Source organism: Massilia sp. METH4 (genome assembly GCF_037094685.1).
Taxonomy (GTDB): Bacteria; Pseudomonadota; Gammaproteobacteria; order Burkholderiales; family Burkholderiaceae_D; genus Rugamonas.
This window is the reverse complement of the sequence record NZ_CP146614.1, coordinates 3,104,164-3,122,943: the sequence shown is the minus strand read 5'-3', so window position 1 is coordinate 3,122,943 and position 18,780 is coordinate 3,104,164. Positions and strand designations below refer to the sequence as shown.

Below are 18,780 nucleotides of genomic sequence, written 5' to 3'. Positions count from 1 at the left end.
TGCTGCTTATTCCGCCGCCCGGGTATCGATGACGGTGCGCGTATCCAGCGGGACATAGTTGACCACGATTTCCGTGTCGCCGATCGACTCGACCTTGAAACCGCCGTCCAGTTCCATGCCTTGGGTGATCGGGACCAGCGTGTCGTCGCGCGTGAGGTACGTGATGAGCTTTCCGTCTGGGCCGGCCATGCGGCCGAAGTAGCGGAAGGGGAAGACTGCCGCGACTGGGGCGGGCGTTTCGGCTGGGGATGGCGGAGGTGGCTCGGGTGTGGGTGATGACGTTAAATCAACAATCTTGAATGGGTCTACGCCGGTTTTCGCGAACGGTTCTCGTTGATGAGTGCCGGCCTTGTTCTTCGAAATCGCTGCTGAATGCACTACAACTTTGGTCAGCGTCGCCGCCTCCTCAGATTTAGTTGCTGAATCTCCGCTACTCTTAAGCAAAAAGATTGAAGCAACGGCAAGCAGCACTGCCCAAGGCAGCCACGCTTTAGTACGAGTCATTGTCGGGGGTGTAGTAGAAAGTCAGCTGTGCTTCCGAATCAAGAACGGCATCACTCCCCGCACTGCGACGAATCGATAGCGAATTTAGGGCCAACTGGTGATTTCCCTTCAATAGCCCTGCGTAGAAGTCTTTAATTGCTTTATAGTTTCCTTTCAAGCGTACATTCATCAAAAGGCCGCGGTGCGATTCCTTATCTCCTTCAGCAGAAGGAGAAAATGATACCTCTTGAAAATCAACATTCGCTTCGGTGCCGGCTCTAAATAAGCTGTAATTGAGCCTTGTCGCACTAGCATCATGTCTGTCTCGCATAGACTGATGAGTAGTCTCGTCGATAGAATAAACGCGTATTTCCGAGATCCGGGACCGTACATTCCCGAGCAGGTCTAATTCTTTTTCCAACTTACCCATTTTTAGCACGCAAACAAGCATGATGCTCAAGCCAATAAAAAAAAGGCCTGCAGGCAAGAATTTATAGTTAGTAGTATTAGTGCTTGACATTAGTAGTCGAGAGAGAACGGGGAAAATCATTCATACGGCTACGCCAGAGTATTCATTGCTGAGACTCAAGAGCCATCTTCTGACAGCTCCCTACGCCTTCAACGACAGCCTGCCAATGTCACGCCCCGTCTCATTCTTGAGACGCAATCAACTCATCTCATTGAAGAAATACCGAACTTGCCTCAGGCAAAACCGCCATCACTCTTCGAAGTTGGTTTCGCCAACTCGTCTAGCAGGCTGTCCTTGATCTTCTGGATAGACTCTTCCGTGCTCGCACCATATTTCTCATTAAGCGCGTTCGCCAAATGCCGCGCGACATCGGCCAAGATTGTTCCCCAAGCCTCTGTCTCGGGGATACCCATTCCATCCTGATACATCCCAACTTTCATTGAACAATGTAGTTTGCGCTCTGCAATCCACACACGCAGCATTTCCACAGAATTTTCATCCCTTAGTGCAGCGGGTGGAATCGGACGTTCATTCATAGTAAACCTTCCTGCTTAATTAAGGTTGTTAGAGACCAGGCGGCGTAATTCCTCGTTCACCCCATTTGGTCTCACGGACTTCATTTCGACGATTGTCGAGATTTCTGACACCGCCATGATCATTAATCGCTTGCTGCTCCTTGTTTCGGCGCTCATCACGATTTCCTTTATCGTATTCCCCAACGATCCGCGCCCCCTCTCGATCGCGTCCATCTGTCTTATCACGCTTTCGTTGATCAAGGTTATCGGTGGAGCCAATGTAATCCTTTCCGGAGCTTGTTTTTTCACCTGGTACGCAATAGATGCATCCTTTATCGGATTCCTGTGTACCTGGTGTGCCCGCGTCACTAGCAGCGTCTGCTGTATCTCCTCCACTGTCTGCAGCCGCGGCGGCCATCAACTGAACCGCCTTCCAGACCAAACTATTTTTGGTCATCTGCTCGTTGTACCATTTTACCGCGTTTGTTGCAGCCGCTCGGATGCGTTGCCCCATCTTCTTCTCGTTCCACGATCTCACGAGCGTCTCGAGCGGCGCGTTGAGACCCGTATTCCGCGGCACAACCATTTGCTGCATTGCATAGCCGGCCTCCGGCCCCATCAGCACGGTCAATCCGAGCGGGGTAGAGACCGGTGGTGGCGGCTTTGGCGCCGAAATAATGACTTGCTGTATGTGACCGCTGGGATCCACAGCATTGGTCGGCCCATTGCCAACGTAGCTGTAACGATTAAGGTCCTGCGTATTGAACCGATCTGGAACGATCGTATCAGGGCTCAAGAAGCGGCCGAGTGCTGGGTGATACACCCGTGCATTCATGTGCACCAGCCCCATATTTCCGAGATCCAGGCTTTCGTGACCAGTGAAGCCCCGATCAGTGCTAGCCGGCTGGATCAGGTTTGTCGGATCGGCCGCAGCCGTGGTTGCGTTGCGACGATCCCCCCAGGCATCGAAGGCCATGCGTTCCATTGCAGCGCCAGACGCGTCCGTGACGACGTTCGTCGAACCAAGACGATCTGGGTGAATATACCGAACGTTTTCGGTCCCATTGCTCAAGCGGGTTTGGACAGCCACCTGGCGCCCGTCCGCCTGCAGGTAATGCTTGTACTGTGTCAGTCCTGTCTGGGTGTCGATTTCCTTTTCGAACTCACCGCCGTTCACGTAGAACGTCGTTACCGATCTTGTCGTATCGGTCCACGTTTGCTTAACGCGCTGGTGATCGGCTCCATATAAGAACGTCGACGTGCTTTTACCTGAAGGTAGGGACGGCGTAGCCTTGGTAATAGCCGACGGCATGTTGAAGCTCATCCACGTCACCGTGAACTGCCCACCAGAACTCAGGTTGCCATTGTCGTCATAGAGATAGCTGGGGGCGGTCACGCCATCAACCGTCCCACTGATGCGCGTGACGGCGTGGGGCCGCTTTGCACCTGCCGTGGGGTAGGTATAAGTACCGAGCCCTGTGCGCGTGACTATATTGCCGATCGCGTTATACGTCGTGGAAGTGGATACCGTCACGCCGGCCGAGTTCTTCACGGTTGCCGTCTTCAGGCGATCGAGCGTGTCGTAACTGAAGGTGTCGATCGTATTGACGCCACTCTGCCGCTCTTCCTTTACCTCCAACCGACCGAGAGCATCATATTGGTAGACGTGATTCTGCAGGGCGAACGGAGCTGCCCCCGTGCCGGACTGAAGCGTGAGCAAACGATTCATCAGCGGATCGTATGTACGCATGCCAACTACTGAATTGCCGAACTTCTCGGTAGTTGTAGATCCGGCCGCATTCTCGCTGGTCTTGGTCCACAAGACTGCGCCCGTCGAGTTATTGCTAATGCTCTGCAAATGACCCGTAGCGGTGTAGTTGTACTTCATCGCAAACGGCGAAGCGAAGCCTGATACTGCCGGCGAAGTACGGGTAGCCAAGCGCCCCGCCGCGTCGTAGGTGTAGCTCGTTGCATAATCTACGTCGATATGCTCAGTAATACGTTCCTGGCGCCCCAGGCTGTCATAAGCGATGCGTCGGAAATAACCGTTCGTCGACGTGCTCTCGCACAGCTTGCCCACTGATTTCGCGCAGGCCGCGCCGGCGGCGTTCGTCTCGTAGAACCACTTGCTATCCTGGTCGGGCTCGAGGCGTCTCTTCATCCTGCCCAGCAAGTCGTAGGTGTACGTAGTCTTTTGAAGTTTCGCGTCCGTCTGCGTGATTCGCTGGCCGAGGTTATCGACGGTATAGGTCCAGGTACCCAGATCCGGATCGATCAACTTCTTCATTCGGCCGCGAAGATCGATCTCACGGCTAGTTATATTGCCAACGTAGTCGGTTCGTTTGACCTCATTTCCCCAATTGTCGTACTCGTAAGTAGTCGTGCTGCTATCGGCACTACCTTCGGCATCGATGACCGACACTACCTTCTCTTGGCTATTGCGCGTTATCGCAGACTTCACACCCTTGTAGTTTGTCGTCGTAACCTTTCGGCCAGCGTAATCGGTCCTGACTGTCGTATTGTCGGGTGCCGTGACAAGATAAGCTCGGTCGAGCACATCATAGTCATATCGCGTGCTACCTGCTGGCGAGCTACCGGCAAAGTACGGCGTATAGTCTGCGCGCAGCCTGCCGAGTTTGTCGTATTGGCGCCTGTGCAGTACTTCTTTGCCAGACAGGCTGGTGGTCACGACCATGACAGAGCGGCCGAGTATGTCGAAGTACTCGCGTGACGGGGGCTCGACTACCATGCCCGTTGCCGGGACCGTAGTCTGGCGCGTTGCGCTATAGGCCGAGTACGGAACGCAAGATACGCAGCGATTGTATGTTCTGGTGGTCACGGTACCGTCGGGATTGGTCTGGGTCAGCATGCGGCCGAACGCATCGTACGTCCACGACGTCTTCAAGGTATTCGCGTCGGTAAGACTGCTGCGCGATCCAAAGCGCCAGTCGTAACTGATAATTTCTTTGTGACCCAGTGCGTTCGTGATCGAAACCGGTCCCCGGCCTCTGAGGTCGTAGTCGTAGGTCACTTCGGTACGGGTTTCGATATTCGCACCGCTGACGGTCCTGGTTTTCAGATTTCCGAATACGTCGTAGACATAATCCGTCACCAGCCGCAGATCCGTCACGCCAAGGTTGCCATTGTTGGGCTCGATGACGTGCTGCTTGACCATACCAAGACCAGGGTTGCTCGTGTGATAGGTCTTCGTTTCGGAACGCACGCTGTCCGCACGGCCAGGAGCCTTGCTCGTCAAGGTGATCGTCGAAGGCTGACCGAGGATCCAGTTTGTCGTGTCGTTGTTATATACGACGGCCATGCTGCGGCTGTAGCCGTCGGCCGTACCACTTGCGTCTTTCCAGATAGTGGACAACAAGCCGATGTTGCCGTACGCATCGATGTTCGCGAGGGGGCTCAGCGTTTCAACCCAATTGAGGAACGAACCATCAGGGTTGTAGGTTTTGCTGACACTCGAGACCTGATGAATCTTGTACGGCGCCGTGCTGGTCGCACTGTACTGCGTTGCGATATCGCTGACGGTAACGCTGCCATTCTTTGTCAAGACGCGGCTGACCAAACCCGTGTACGGGAAGTTTTGCAGGAACTCGCTGCGCACCGTCAGGCCGGATGCGTCGTTGCGCGTCATCGCAGCGAAGCCGAGCGGGCCCCTGCCCTGCTGATGAACACGAGCTGCCTCGTACTTGTAAGTGTGCTTTCGTTCCGCGCCGTTGCCATCGGTCAGCCTGAGCGCTGATACGACATGGTCTGGCACCATCACATCTGCAACGGGGAATACGCTACCCGTGCCACGCATATAAACCGCCGGGTTGAATGGGTACGAATACTCAAAAGTCGACGTGGCGCCAAGGCCATCCTTGATGCTGAGCACGACGTCGGTAGGGATTGCTTGGCTTGCAACGCAGAAGTTATCGGACGCGTTATCGCTGGTTCCCCACGTGCAGTCATCCACCCGGCCATCGCCAGTAGCATCCACCAGTCGCGTGGCGTCGGCGTAGACAAATGTCGTCTCACCCGAGAAAGTGCCACCAGTCGAGTGCGCGCATGCGGATCCACCTGCAACTAGAGAGCGGCAGAAGTCGGCATTTCCGTCATCATTCACGTCCAGCCACGAACGGTACGTATCGAACGGCGCAAGGGAGCCCCTGCCGATGTCCATCGTCGCGGAAGTGACAGTGGCACCGAAGCCGGTGCCGGTAGCCAGCGTGCACTCGGTCCTGCCTTTTCCTTGGTCAGCGCCCTGCTGCGTGATGGGTGCGTCCGGAATCACACGACAGAAATCATCAAGGCCGTCTCCATTTACGTCCGTCCATGCACGGCCATCCCGGTCACCGATATTGATCGGGCCAGTCGACATTTCCGCGCCGAAGCCAGAGGGTGTCCATTTGCGGCAACGCATGACGTTGCCATCCAGGCGGCAGAATGATGGGATGTTATCCGAGGTCAGCGATACCCAAGCAAAGCGAAGTGTTTGGCAACTAGAGCCCCTACAGGTCTCTACCGGAATCACGCCAAGATCCTGTGCGGCTCCCCAAGCGGTGCCCGAATACAGGAAGCAAGTCATTCGATACGGGTTGGAACTCACTCCTCCGTTGCGCATGGCGCAAAAGTCGACGCGGCCGTCACCGTTGACATCCTGGAAGAACTGAATATCTCCTGCTGCGTATGGTCCTGGCGCGCTGACAAACGACTCTCTTGGCTTGGTCGGTCCAGTGATGGAGCAGGAGTTCCCCTGGCAAATATCAGTGAGGCCGTCGCCGTTGAAGTCAAGGAACTCAAGTTCCACAGAAGGCGCGTCGAAATTACCCAAGTTAAGTGCGACCGGCGCGGCACCGTTCGGCTGGGTCATCCCGCAATAGAGTCTGGAAGTCATATATTCCTCGCCCGCGCCCATCCGTCCAATCTGTACGCAATGCTCTGGAACGCCGTCGCCATTAAGATCGACCCAGTGAGAACGGATCTTGTCTTCCAGATTCGCATCCAGCGCACCAAATTGCTCGGTGAACCCCGGATAATTGATGCGTCCGCCCTTGGTCCCAGAGGTGCTTTCCCAAGTTAAAGTCGTCGCGGGCTTGCATGCCGACGTTGTCTCGCCATCGCATTCGCTGATCGAGACCAGTCTGCTTCTGGATGTACTTTGGCTATATTGATACCCGAAGTTGTAATACTTAACATTTGTGAAGGTGCCGGCACCTGCCAAATCGGAGGCGATCAGAATCCGGGCAAGTCGATTGCTGACCTTGGCCTGCCCCCCGGACAGGTACGATACCTCGGCATCAGTACGGGAAGTGTCATAAATAAACACGACCGTATTTGTTTCTGCCGACCCGTTTGAAGCATTACCCGTGTAGCTTATTTGCGAAACAAGCGGCACTCCGGAGGGCGTTGCCAAATATTTGACGGAATAAGAGTTCCCGCGTGGATCCGTTGAGCGGCTTGCAAACCATGCCATAGCGGACGAGTGTCCGGTGAGAATCATTCTTCCGCCAATGAGGTTCCCGAACTCAATCTTCGTTCCATCGCGAAGATACGCTATGAAATACTCTGGGCCACCGTTAACGCTGCCCATGGCCGTGATTTTAGAATAGTTATCCTGTTCGATCCTATACTCGGAACCGCTTGCCCCATACGTACCGTTCACTAGGATCAACCGCTGACCATCGAGGCAGAACTTATCGTTCGCAGACATGTCGATAGCGGCGTTGGCGCCATCATGTGCGATATCACGGGTGCAACGGGTAATGCTGCTAAGTCCAGCAAGGGTCCATCCGACGCCAAGCGGACCGTTTCCATCGCTGCTGTCGTAGTTCAGACTAAGTTTCGGTGCGAAATTGGCAACGCCTGGAGGGAGAACCAAGGGGATATTGAATTCAGCGCGACCGAGCACCGAAACGTTTGCTTGTCCGTCGATAGTTCCCGGGTATCCCTTTTCCGTTCCCACCAGTGGGCCAGCTGCAGGAGTACTCGGCAAAACAGTGACGGTGGCAGTAGCCGAAGAACCAACGGCATTGTCATCGTCCGTCGCCTTCACCTGAATCGTGTAGGTGCCAGCAGCGGTCACGTTGAAGCTTGCGGAGTATGGCGGCGCGGTCAGGGTGCTGACAGCTGTACCGTTGACGAAGAACTGCAGATTCTTGATGGTGCCGTCGCTATCCGATGCGGATGCGCTCATCGATAGAGTGGTCGGTAATGGCGAATCGATTACCGTGCCACTAGCCGGAGACTGCAGCGTTACCGTTGGAGCGGTGTTGGCTGTCGCCGCAGTCACAACGAAATTGTATGTGGAGGAATAGCCGGTGGCACCGAGATTGTCTTCAGCCACCGCCTGGATCGAGTAGGTGCCTGCCGCTACGTTAGTCCAGGCATAGGTATACGGGGCCGTCGTCAAGGCCGCCAACTCCACGCCATTCCGGTAATAGCGTACTCGGGCAATGGTCCCATCCGAGTCGGACGCGGTAGCGGACAACGTGATCTTGCCGGGCGCCGTCGTAGTGGCGCCACTGGTCGAGAGAGTAACCGTTGGCGATGCGTTCGTCGGCGCCGTGACGGTCAATGTGTAGGGGGCGGAAGTGGCCTCTGCGCCGGCATTATCCCTAGCGACAGCGGTAAATCGGTATGTTCCTGCCGCGAGACCGGTCGCGTTATAGGTATAGGGCACGGAAGTCGAAGTTCCGACCTGTGCTCCATCCCTTAGAATACGAACTGAGGAGATGCTTCCATCCACATCCGAAGCATTGGCAGTGATCGTGACGCCGCCTGGCGCGACTGTGTCCGGGCTGCTGGGGGCGAGTGTTACCGACGGCGGAGAGTTGGCAGGCGGGCTGATCGTTACTGAAACCGGTGTCGACGTACCTGTCTTTCCATGGATATCGTACGCCCGAGCGGTAATCGAATACGTCCCTGCCGGAACATTTGTCCAGGTGTAGGTATAGTTCCCGTAAATGCGATAACTTGTCAGCGGCGTGCCATTGGCGAGAAATTCGACAGAATCCATTCCGCCAACGCTGTCGGTTGCCGTCGCACTCATTGTGATCGTTCCAGGCGCCGACGCCTTCGTTGCCGAAGCACTTACCTGGACTACCGGCGCGTCGTTAGCCACCACTTCAATCCATACAGTTCGGGTAGAACCGGCTGCCGCGCCGATGTTGGACCCATTGTCGAATGCCCTTGCACCAATCGAATGGAATCCAACGCTCAAGCCTGTAATCGTATAAGAGAAGTCCCTGATCGGGATGTCATATTCGTCCGCGGTTCGAGGACCAAGGGCAGCAGTGCCGACCAAATTACCGTCCACGTATATCTCGACCTTCTCGACGTAGAACGAATAAGCATCGCCGATCGAGTTGGTCACCACATTCCCGCGCGCCACACCTGAGACTGCGATAGCGGCTCCTTCAACATAGGAGTTGCCACCCGAAGGGGTCATGGGATTAATTGCCGGAGCTTGGCATTGCCCGCTGATACATCCCGCATGCGCTATTGGGACAAATGGCGCATACAACGCACAAAGCAACGCCAACTGCATCACGAGTGACGTCAAATGCGTCCACAAGCGCGAATGCTGACCGGCCATACTCCCCCCGAGGATTTTGATGTGATTAATCGTTCAACTCTACAGTACGACCTCTGCCGTAATACTCTCCGATTGTCACATGCTGGGTATTTATCCCGGAGTGTTGCTTTTTTGAGAATTTCATGTTGAAAAGTCCTGAAAACTCGCCTCGGTTCGCGTACTTCCTGTAGCAGAGCAAACATTCCGTGGCAAAGTCAGGTTGCAAGCATCAATTCATACGATGCAGAGCAAAAAGAACCGTCAACTGTTTGTATAGGAGCCCTGAACCATGGAACAACCGCACAGCAGCCACCGTTGGACCCACCCGTTCTGTCGTCGCCTGGGTATGAGCCTGGCTGGCCTGCCGATCGCGCTGGCGCCTCTCGCTGCCCACGCCCAACAAGCCGAGGAAGGCCAGATGGCCCGCGTCGAAATCACCGGCTCGTCGATCAAGCGCATCCAGACCGAAACCGCCACGCCGCTGACCGTGTTCCGCGCCGAGGAATTCGTGAAGCAGGGGCTGACCACAGCGCAGGAAGTGCTGGACCGGATCCCGTCGAACCAGAGCAGCTTCGGCGCGGCCAACGCCGTGGGCGGCAATGCCAGCGGCTTGCCGACGGGCGGCCAGGCCACGGCCGACCTGCGCGGACTGGGCGGCGACAAGACGCTGGTGCTGCTGAACGGCCGCCGGCTGGCCACCCACCCCTACGATGGCGCCAGCGTCGACCTGAACCTGATCCCGGTGGCGGCGCTGGAACGCGTGGAAGTGCTGCGCGACGGCGCTTCGGCCATTTATGGCACGGACGCGATCGGCGGCGTGATCAACTTCATTACCAAGCGGGCCGTGGACCGTGCCACCATCGCCGTGGAAGCCACGTTCCCGGAAGAGACGGGCGGCCGCGAGCGGCGCGCCAACGTCACGGTCGGCGGCGGCGACCTGGAACGCGACCGCTGGGCCATGCTGGGCGTGTTCGACTACCACAAGCAGGATGTGCTGACCTCGCAGCAGCGGCCGTTCTCGGCCACCGGCGTGATCCCCGAACGGGGCTTGAACGAGACCTCGGGCACGCCGTTCCCGGCCAATTACTTCGACCCCGTCACCGAGGTCGCTGGCAACCCCGGCTTCGCGACGGGCTGCGATGCGCCGCTCTCGGTGCCGCGCGCCAGCGACGGCACCTGCCGGCAGGATTACACGCGCTTGATCGACAACATTCCGGAGCAGGAACGCATCACCGCGTACGGCAGGGCCAGCCGGAAAGTTGGCACCGACCACACGGCGTCCGTCGAGTTGCTCTATTCGGTGAATAACGTCATGTCGCGCACCGCGCCGCCGCCGCAGACCGGCCTGATCTTGCCGGCGTCGAGCCCCTACTACCCGGGCAATGCCGGCGGCGTGCCGGCCCAGCCGGGGTTGTCCGGCGAACCCCTGAACGTGAGCTGGCGGCCGACCGAGGCGGGGCAGCGCCAGATCCAGTCGAAGGGCCGCGGCACCCGGTTGGTCGGCTCGCTGGAAGGCATCATCGCCGGCTGGGATTACGAGGGCGGGCTGTCCTGGTCGGAGAGCCGGTCCGAGGAAAACTTCACGGGCGGCTACGTGCAGGACGCCAGCTTCGCCGCAGGCGTGCTGAACGGCATACTCAACCCGTTCGGCATGCAGAACGAGGCGGGCCGCGCCTACCTGGCCACCACGGCACTGCGCGGTCGCGTGCAGGACGCCAAGAACCAGCAGACCGCGTTCGACTTCAAGGCCAGCCGCGAACTGTTCGACATGGCTGGCGGCAAGTTCGCCGTGGCCTTCGGCACCGAGCTGCGGCACGAGAAGGCGGACTTCAACGTCAACCGCGACATCGCCGGGCAGGCGGCGAGCTCGGGCCTCTCCGGCTCGCTGTCGAAGGATGGCAGCCGCACGATCCAGGCGGTGTTCGGCGAAGTCAGCGCGCCGTTCCTGAAGAACCTGGAAGCGTCGCTGGCCGCCCGCTACGACCACTACAGCGATGCCGGCAGCACGTGGAACCCGAAAGCTTCGCTACGCTACCAGCCACACCAGACCGTGGTGCTGCGTGGTTCGGCCAGCACGGGCTTCCGCGCCCCCACGCTGTTCGAGAAGAACGCCCCGCTGTCACGCAACGACACGAGCAACAGCTATAACGACCCGATCCTGTGCCCCGGCGGCGTGCCACAGCCGGGCGCAAATCCGCTGCGCGACTGCGACCTGCAACAGTTCAAGCTGCAAGGCGGCAACCCGGATCTGAAGCCGGAAAAATCGCGCACCTTCTCCGTTGGCGCCGTATTCGAGCCGGTGCCGGCCCTCACGCTGGCGATCGATTACTGGGACATCCACCTGCGCGACAAGATCGGCGCGCTGCCGGAACAGACGATCTACGGCAACTTCGACAAATACCGCGACCGCTTCCTGCGCTTCCCGGACGGCTCGCCGAACGCCATCTGGGACTTGAACGAAAACCTGGGCAAGGTGGAGACGGACGGTATCGACGTCAGCCTCACCGCGCGCACGCCGAACCACAGCTGGGGTGGACTGACGTTCACGCTGGACGGCACCTGGGTGCACAGCTACAAGTACCAGAACGAGCGAGACGGCGAGTTCATCGAGAACGTGGGCCGTTACGCGGACAACTACGTGGTATTCCGCTGGCGGCACAACGCGGCGCTGACGTGGCGCTCGGGCCCGTGGAGTGCCACGCTGGCCCACAACTTCAAGACACGCTATGACGACCAGAACCTCGTCGACGCGCAATACTTCAACCGCGTGTCGTCGTACAGCCTGGTGAACCTGTCGGGCACCTATACCGGCTTCAAGAACATCACGCTGACGGCTGGCGTGAAGAACCTGTTCGACAAGGAGCCACCGTTCTCGAACCAGGGCACGGTGTTCCAGAAGGGGTATGACCCGCGCTATACCGATCCGATCGGGCGCGCCCTCTACCTGCGGGGGGCGTACACGTTCTAACTGCAACGTTGCCCGGAAAACGGGGACAGACCCCATTTTCTGGGCAATATTTCCTGGGAAATGGAGTACGTCCCCATTTTTCAGGAAACAAAAAAGGCGCCGGGAGGCGCCTTTTCTTCGAGCGGAGCGGGGGTTACGCGGTGCCGCCGACGGTGACGCCGTCCAGGCGCAAGGTCGGCTGGCCGACGCCCACCGGCACGCTCTGGCCTTCCTTGCCGCATACGCCCACGCCCGGGTCCAGCTTCATGTCGTTGCCGATCATGGAGACGCGGTTCAGCACGTCCGGGCCGTTGCCGATCAGGGTGGCGCCCTTCACCGGGTAGGTGATCTTGCCATTCTCGATCATGTAGGCTTCGCTGGCCGAGAACACGAACTTGCCGTTCGTGATGTCGACCTGGCCGCCGCCGAAGTTCACCGCGAACAGACCGTTCTTCACGGACGCCAGGATTTCCGCCGGGTCCTTGTCGCCCGCCAGCATGTAGGTGTTCGTCATGCGCGGCATCGGCAGGTGGGCGAACGATTCGCGGCGGGCATTGCCCGTCACGGGCATCTTCATCAGGCGCGCGTTCATCGTGTCCTGGATGTAGCCGCGCAGGATGCCGTCCTCGATCAGGGTCGTGCACTGCGTCGGGTTGCCTTCGTCGTCGATGTTGAGCGAGCCGCGGCGGTCCGGCAGCGTGCCGTCGTCCACCACCGTCACGCCCTTGGCTGCCACGCGCTCGCCGATGCGGCCGGAGAACGTGGACGACCCCTTGCGGTTGAAATCACCTTCCAGGCCGTGGCCGATCGCCTCGTGCAGCAGGATGCCGGGCCAGCCCGGGCCCAGCACCACGGTCATCGGGCCGGCCGGGGCCGGGCGCGAATCGAGGTTGACGAGGGCGCCCTTGACGGCGTCTTCCGCATACTGGGTGAGCAGCTCGTCGGTGAAGTAGCCGTAATCGTAGCGGCCGCCGCCGCCGGACGTGCCCATCTCGCGCCGGCCGTTCTGCTCGACGATGACGGTGACCGATACGCGCACCAGTGGGCGGATGTCCGCCGCCAGCACGCCGTCGCTGCGCACCACCAGCACCACGTCGTATTCGCCGGCCAAGCCGGCCATCACCTGCACCACGCGCGGGTCTTTCGCGCGGGCGATCTTTTCCACGCGCTCGAGCAGCTTCACTTTCGCCGCCGCGTCCAGCGACGCGATCGGGTCGTTCGGCAGGTACAGCGAGCGGCCGCCCTGCTGGGCCAGGCTGCCGGCCACCTTGATCTTGCCGGAGCCGGCGCGCGCGATCGTGCGCGTGGCCGCGGCGGCGTCGAGCAGGGCGGCTTCGGAAATCTCGTCGGAGTACGAGAACGCCGTCTTCTCGCCGGACACGGCGCGCACGCCCACGCCCTGGTCGATCGAGAAGCTGCCCGTCTTCACGATGCCCTCTTCCAGGCTCCACCCTTCGTTCTTGGTGAACTGGAAGTACAGGTCGGCATAGTCGACCTTGTGCGTGAACATGGTGCCCAGCGTCTTGATCAGCTTGGCTTCGTCCAGGCCGAACGGCGTCAGCAGCACATCGCGCGCGACCGCCAGCGAGGAGAGGTTCGGTTCGAATGGTTTCATCTTGGTAATCCCGATCTATGACTGGGTGTCATTGTAGTGGATAGCGAGCATGCCTGCCTCGGCCTTACATCGTCCGGTGGCGGAGGGCCGGCAGCTTCTGCCGCACGCTGGCGATCAGTTCATGATCGATGAGCCCGCCAACAACACCCTCGCCTTCCTCGATGATGGCGCGCACCTCGCCCCACGGGTCGATCAGCTGGCTGTGCCCCCACGTGCGGCGGCCGTTGACGTGGGTGCCGCCCTGGGCCGAGGCCAGCACATAGCACTGGTTCTCGATTGCCCGCGCGCGCAGCAGCGTGTCCCAGTGGGCGGCGCCGGTGGTGTACGTGAACGCCGCCGGCACCACGATCAGGTCCACCGGCCCCATGGCGCGGAACAGTTCCGGGAAGCGCAGGTCGTAGCAGATCGCCATGCCCACCTTGCCCGCGTCCGTGGCGACGGTACCCACGTGCTTGCCCGGCACGATGGTGCGCGCCTCGTCGTAGGACTCGCTTTCGTTGGCAAAGCCGAACAGGTGGATCTTGTCGTAGCGCGACACCTGCTCGCCGGCCGGGTCGAACACGAGCGTGGTGTTGAGCACCTTGCCCGCCTCGCCGGAGACCAGCGGCAGCGTGCCGCCGAACAGCCAGACGCCGTGCTCGCGCGCCAGCTCGGCCATCGTGCGCTGGATGATGCCGCTGCCCAGTTGCTCGGCCACGGCCACCTTGTCGGTGTCGGCGCGGCCCATGATCGGCCAGTATTCGGGCAGCACCACCAGGCCGGAGCCCGAGCCCGCCGCCTGGCCGACGAGGCGGCGGGCGGTGGCGATATTCTCTTCCACGTCGGGCGTGGAAACCATCTGGACGGCGGCAACGAAGTTGGCAACGGCGGTCATCATGTCCTCACTGGGTTCGGGTGGCTTTCGACAATTCCGGGGTGGCGATCCGGTTGTTATCCAATTTCGTGATGACGGGCGATTTCCACGGCCCCGTCACCTGCATCTGGTACGTGAGCGCCTTCATCATCGGCTGCGACAGGAACAGCTGGGCCAGGTAGCTGCCCAGCCCGATCACGGGGTTCACGGCCAGCGCATACACGAGCGGCGCCGTGCCGAAGTTCAGCTCGGGAATCACCACCACGTGCAGGTTGGTCGACTCGTTGGCGATATCGGCCGAGCCGGCCATCAGCACGGTGGCCTGCACGCCGTGCATCTTGAGGTTCTCCGTCTTCACGATGCCGCCATCGATCACGGCGTTCGCGGTGATCCCGTCGAACTGCAATCCCTGCGAGAACACGTCGTTGAAGTCGAACTTCAGCAGCCGCGGCAGCGCCTGCAGGCTCAGCACGCCCAGCAGCTTCGCCGCTCCGGGGTCCTGCTTCAGGAACTGGCCCTTCTCCACATTCATTTCCAGCTTGCCGGCCAGCGTGGGGATGTCGAGCGAATACGGCAGCCCCTTCCAGGCGATGTCGCCGGACAGCTTGCCCTTGCCGCCCCTGACCGTGTCGGCGAAGCCGAAGCGTTCCAGCAGCTTGCCGGCATCGGCGATCTCCAGGTTGAAATTGAGCGCGCTGTCATGGCGCCCGCCCTGGCTGACCCAGCGGCCGGTGCCATGCAGCGCACCGTCGGCATTGACGAGCGCCAACTTCGACACGCGCCACTCGCGTGACGACGTGATCAAGGCATTATAGGCCTGCAATTCCAGGCTTCCCAGCGGCCGGTTGAACAGCTCGAACCGTTCGGCCACGATGTCGAGCGCGGGGATCGCCGGCGAGCTGGCCGAGCGTTCCAGCATGTCCTTCACGTCGCCGGCCGCCGATTCGGGAATGATCAGGCTGGACAGCCGGGCCGTGACCTTGCCCAGCCCGCGCCCGGTCGGCGATTCGGCCCACGTGATGTAGCCGTTCGCCTGTTTCGAATCGATGCTGGCCTGCCAGGCGCCGCCGCGGTGCGTGGCGCCCAGCACCACGCTGTCGAGCTTGCGGCTGGCCAGGATCATCTCGTCGGCCCGGGCCGCCATCATTTCCGGCACGATGTACTGGGTCAAGCTCGGCGCTTCGCCGGCACCCGCCGCGTTGGCGCCGCCGGCACCGCCAATGTCGCTGGCCAGTGCCATCCAGTCGTCCACGTTCAGCGATTTCATGTTCACGTTCAGCGCCATGCCGCTGTCCGGCTCCGGCGCCGGCGTGTTGACGCCGATGCCGCCGCGCACCAGCTGCCACGGGCCGCGCTCCTGGCCGTGGCTCTGCCGCTGGCGCTGCCAGGCGCCCGCCACCACGTTGCCGATCGACAGGTGAATATCGTCGCGCGCCAGGCCGGCTTCGTTAGTGGCCGCGCCATTCAGGACGAAATGCACCGGCAGCGCGTCAGCCGCTTCCTTCTTCAGCGGTGCCGGCAAGTCGAGGCCCACGCCCGTCAACAGCGATTCCACCACGACCTGGTACTGGTGGTTGTGCGCCGTGATCAAGCCGTTGTAGCGGGTGCTGCCGCTGATGTGGCTGGCCAGGCGCTGCATGGCCGGTGCCGGCCACGTGCGGCGCAAGCCCTCCGCCGTCATGGTGCCGCCGATGCGCACGGCGATGGTACCGTCGCGCTGCGTGCCGCCGCTGACCAGGAGCTGGCCGCCGAGCAGCGTGCCGTTCAAGCCGTTCAGGTTCACGCCCCGCTCGTTGAATTCGACCTTGCCGGTCGTGAGCAGCACGGTCGGCATGTCGTTCCATAACGTCACATCGTTGCCCTGCAATTGCAAAGTGCCGTTCACCTTGCTTTCACGGATACGGTTCAGGGGCAGGTGCAGCTTGAGCGCCAGTTTTGCATTGCCGCTCGCCGTGGTCTGGTCGGTGAAGTGGCCGATCCATTCGAGTACGGGGCTGTTGGCCACGTAGCGCAGGTAATCGCTCATCGCGCCGGCCGCGTTGCCGTCGATCTCGAGGATGCTGTCGTGGTGGATCAGGTCGGCAATGACGGCCTTCACGTCGGCGAGATGGACGTTGCCGGTCTTGGCCGTGTCGGCGCGGATTTCCATGCGCGCCCGTTCGAACGCGAAGCTGCCCTGGATCTGCTCGGCCTGCGGCCACATGGGCGACGTGCCGTTCGGCGCGAAGTGGGCCGGTTCGTAATTCAGCCGGCCGTCCTGGATGCGGCCGGCGATGCGGAACTCGCCCTCCCTGAAGCCGGGCGTGTCGGCCGCGAACGGGAAATGCGCCAGGTCGCCGGCCAGCCGCAGGGATACGTCGTGGGCGCTTCCCGCTTCCAGCGCGCCGGTCAGCCAGGCCTTCAGGTGCGGCGGGGTGGCGATCGGCAGGTAGCGGCCGATACGGTTGATGACGAAGGCATCGAGCTTGCCGGTGATGTCGGCCACGCCCGGGCCGGCCAGCTTGCCATCCTTGCCGGCCGGCAGCCGGTGCGTGCCGCTGATGGAACCGGTCAAGCCTTCCTGGTCGAATTCCAGCTGGCCCAGGTCCACGCGCAGGCCTTGATCGTCACGCGACCACGAGGCATCGACCAGCAGCTTCCTGAAGGGCATCGCACGGGTTTCGAACCAGGCCGGCATGTCGAGCACGAAGCCGGGCGCGTCCAGCACCAGGCTGCCACCGCTGTCGCGCGCATCGAGGGTGCCCGTCAGCCGCTCGAAGCCGGGCAAGGCAGGGATGGCCGGCAGCGCCGGCGCCCTGCCATTGGCCGCTACGGCCGGACGCGCGGCCAGCGCGGCCATGCCCAGCTCGCGCAAGTCGGCCCGCACACGCCACGCGGCCGGTGCCGACAGCGGTCCCTGCCACTCGGCACGCAGGTTTTCCACGCGGCCGCGCGGCGCCAGGTCGGCCAGGAGGCCGCGCTGCGCGGCAGGCAGCGGGAAGCGCGTGGCCAGCTCGGCCAGCGCCTTCAAGTCCAGCGCCGGGGCCGTCACTTCGGTGCGCCCCGGGTGGGTCTTCGTCGCCGGCGTGGTGCGCTCCGCCACGGTGGTGGACGCCAGGGTTGCCCCATCGCGTGTGCGCAGCGCGAGGTTGGTGACGCTGGCGCGGTGGCCGTAGATGCCGAACGGCGCATCGCGGTCGGCACCGCGGGGCGCCTTGTCCTCGCTGAAAGCCAGCCGGCCGGACAGCGCCGCCACGTCCAGCCGCGGCAGCCCGGCGCCCAAGGTGGCCGACAGGTCTTCCAGCGCCACGTCGGCCGTCACGCCCGTCAGGCGCGCGCGGTCGATATCGAGCCAGGCGCGCAGGCTGCCGCGGCCGGAAGCAAGTTCGTGCGGATACGGCAGGTGCGGCTTCCAGGCCGCCAGGTCGGCGCCGCTCATGGCCGCGTACAGCGTGCCGCGCCACTGCTTGACGTCGGCCGCATGCTGCGTGAACGCCGGCTGCTTGAAGTCGGCGCGAATGTCGAGCTTGCCGCCCAGCGCGCGCGGCGGCGCGGCCGTGGCGCCCAGCCGATGCCGGCGCCAGCCGTTTTGCAGCAGCACATTCACGTCCTGCAAGGCCAGCGGCTCGGTGCCGCGCAGCGCATCGGTCCACACCACGCGTCCCTCGCGGATGACGACCTCGCGCTGCCCCAGTAGCCAGTCGGCGCCGCGGCCATCATCCTTGCGGCTCGGGTCGACCAGGATGCCGGCGACGTAGAGCTTGCCGTCGGGCTGGCGCCGCACGTCCAGGTCGGGGCGGATCAGTTCCAGCGATTCGAAGCGCACGTCCAGCGTGGCCAGGCTCCACCACGACAGCGTGGCCGATACGCTGGGCAGCCGCAGCGCTTGCTGGCCGGCGCTGTCGCGCAGCACCACGTCGCCCAGGAACAGGTTCGGGCGCAGGCCCGACCAGGACGCGTAGATGCGGTCGATCGTCACGGGATTGCCGGCGGCGCCGCTGGCGAGGCGCTCGATATCGCCCTTGTAGCGGTCGATGTTCGGCAGCACGGCCCAGCGCAGCGCGAGGAACAGCAGCGCCAGCGCGAAATACACGACCAGCACCAGCTTGATCGTGAAGCCGAGCACGTGGTGGGTGGCCAGGTTGCACAGGCGGTAGGCGGCCTGGAGGCGATGCCAGCGCGCCACCAGCGGCGTCTCGCCTTCCAGCTCTTTCTCTGCCGTTTGTTCCGTTAACACTCGAGTCCCTGGCCCGTTGCTGGTTATGCCCAGCAGCAACAATAAATATCGGTTCGTCACGCCCAGGGCGTAGGAGGTGCCCATTCTACCCCAATGCCCGGTTAAACTAGGC

The 18,780-nt window shown here is 61.4% G+C and carries 8 protein-coding genes; 1 reads left to right on the top strand and 7 read right to left on the bottom strand.

What is annotated here, in order from left to right; genetic code table 11:
* Window positions 1-6 precede the first annotated feature (6 nt).
* The 4 genes from V6Z91_RS13760 to V6Z91_RS13745 all read right to left on the bottom strand — a co-directional run bounded on the left by V6Z91_RS13760 (window position 7) and on the right by V6Z91_RS13745 (window position 8,836).
* Entirely contained in the window at window positions 7-504 is a 498-nt protein-coding gene (locus V6Z91_RS13760; RefSeq protein WP_338771182.1) for a hypothetical protein, read from the bottom strand.
* Window positions 491-1,003, bottom strand: coding sequence for a hypothetical protein (locus V6Z91_RS13755; protein WP_338771180.1), 513 nt, complete (start codon window positions 1,001-1,003; stop codon window positions 491-493). The genes V6Z91_RS13760 and V6Z91_RS13755 overlap by 14 nt, the downstream gene beginning before the upstream one ends.
* Before the next feature lie 182 nt (window positions 1,004-1,185).
* Window positions 1,186-1,488 (bottom strand): DUF5076 domain-containing protein, encoded by a 303-nt coding sequence (locus V6Z91_RS13750; RefSeq protein WP_338771178.1) that lies wholly within the window; start codon window positions 1,486-1,488, stop codon window positions 1,186-1,188.
* A 28-nt stretch (window positions 1,489-1,516) separates the two neighbouring features.
* Entirely contained in the window at window positions 1,517-8,836 is a 7,320-nt protein-coding gene (locus V6Z91_RS13745) for an Ig-like domain-containing protein (protein WP_338771176.1), read from the bottom strand.
* Window positions 8,837-9,383: 547 nt separating this feature from the next.
* Between V6Z91_RS13745 and V6Z91_RS13740 the strand changes: the two genes are divergently transcribed.
* The gene (locus V6Z91_RS13740; RefSeq protein WP_338771173.1) at window positions 9,384-12,005 is read left to right on the top strand and encodes a TonB-dependent receptor; all 2,622 of its coding nucleotides are present in this window, start codon (window positions 9,384-9,386) and stop codon (window positions 12,003-12,005) included.
* Between the two features lie 133 nt (window positions 12,006-12,138).
* Here V6Z91_RS13740 and tldD read toward each other — a convergent pair whose 3' ends face one another.
* From tldD to V6Z91_RS13725, 3 genes are all read right to left on the bottom strand, one after another.
* The gene (tldD, locus tag V6Z91_RS13735; RefSeq protein WP_338771171.1) at window positions 12,139-13,599 is read right to left on the bottom strand and encodes a metalloprotease TldD; all 1,461 of its coding nucleotides are present in this window, start codon (window positions 13,597-13,599) and stop codon (window positions 12,139-12,141) included.
* A gap of 64 nt (window positions 13,600-13,663) precedes the next feature.
* Window positions 13,664-14,476: a carbon-nitrogen hydrolase family protein gene (locus V6Z91_RS13730; RefSeq protein WP_338771170.1), complete on the bottom strand. Its 813-nt coding sequence runs from the start codon at window positions 14,474-14,476 to the stop codon at window positions 13,664-13,666.
* Window positions 14,477-14,480: 4 nt separating this feature from the next.
* Complete coding sequence (locus V6Z91_RS13725) at window positions 14,481-18,668, bottom strand: YhdP family protein (protein ID WP_338771169.1); 4,188 nt, start codon at window positions 18,666-18,668, stop codon at window positions 14,481-14,483.
* Between the last annotated feature and the right edge of the window lie 112 nt (window positions 18,669-18,780).

Bases quoted from the DNA above. Each gene is read 5' to 3' on its own strand.
- V6Z91_RS13760 (WP_338771182.1), bottom strand. From the start codon at position 504: ATGACTCGTACTAAAGCGTGGCTGCCTTGGGCAGTGCTGCTTGCCGTT.
- V6Z91_RS13755 (WP_338771180.1), bottom strand. From the start codon at position 1,003: ATGTCAAGCACTAATACTACTAACTATAAATTCTTGCCTGCAGGCCTT.
- V6Z91_RS13750 (WP_338771178.1), bottom strand. From the start codon at position 1,488: ATGAATGAACGTCCGATTCCACCCGCTGCACTAAGGGATGAAAATTCT.
- V6Z91_RS13740 (WP_338771173.1), top strand. From the start codon at position 9,384: ATGAGCCTGGCTGGCCTGCCGATCGCGCTGGCGCCTCTCGCTGCCCAC.
- tldD (WP_338771171.1), bottom strand. From the start codon at position 13,599: ATGAAACCATTCGAACCGAACCTCTCCTCGCTGGCGGTCGCGCGCGAT.
- V6Z91_RS13730 (WP_338771170.1), bottom strand. From the start codon at position 14,476: ATGATGACCGCCGTTGCCAACTTCGTTGCCGCCGTCCAGATGGTTTCC.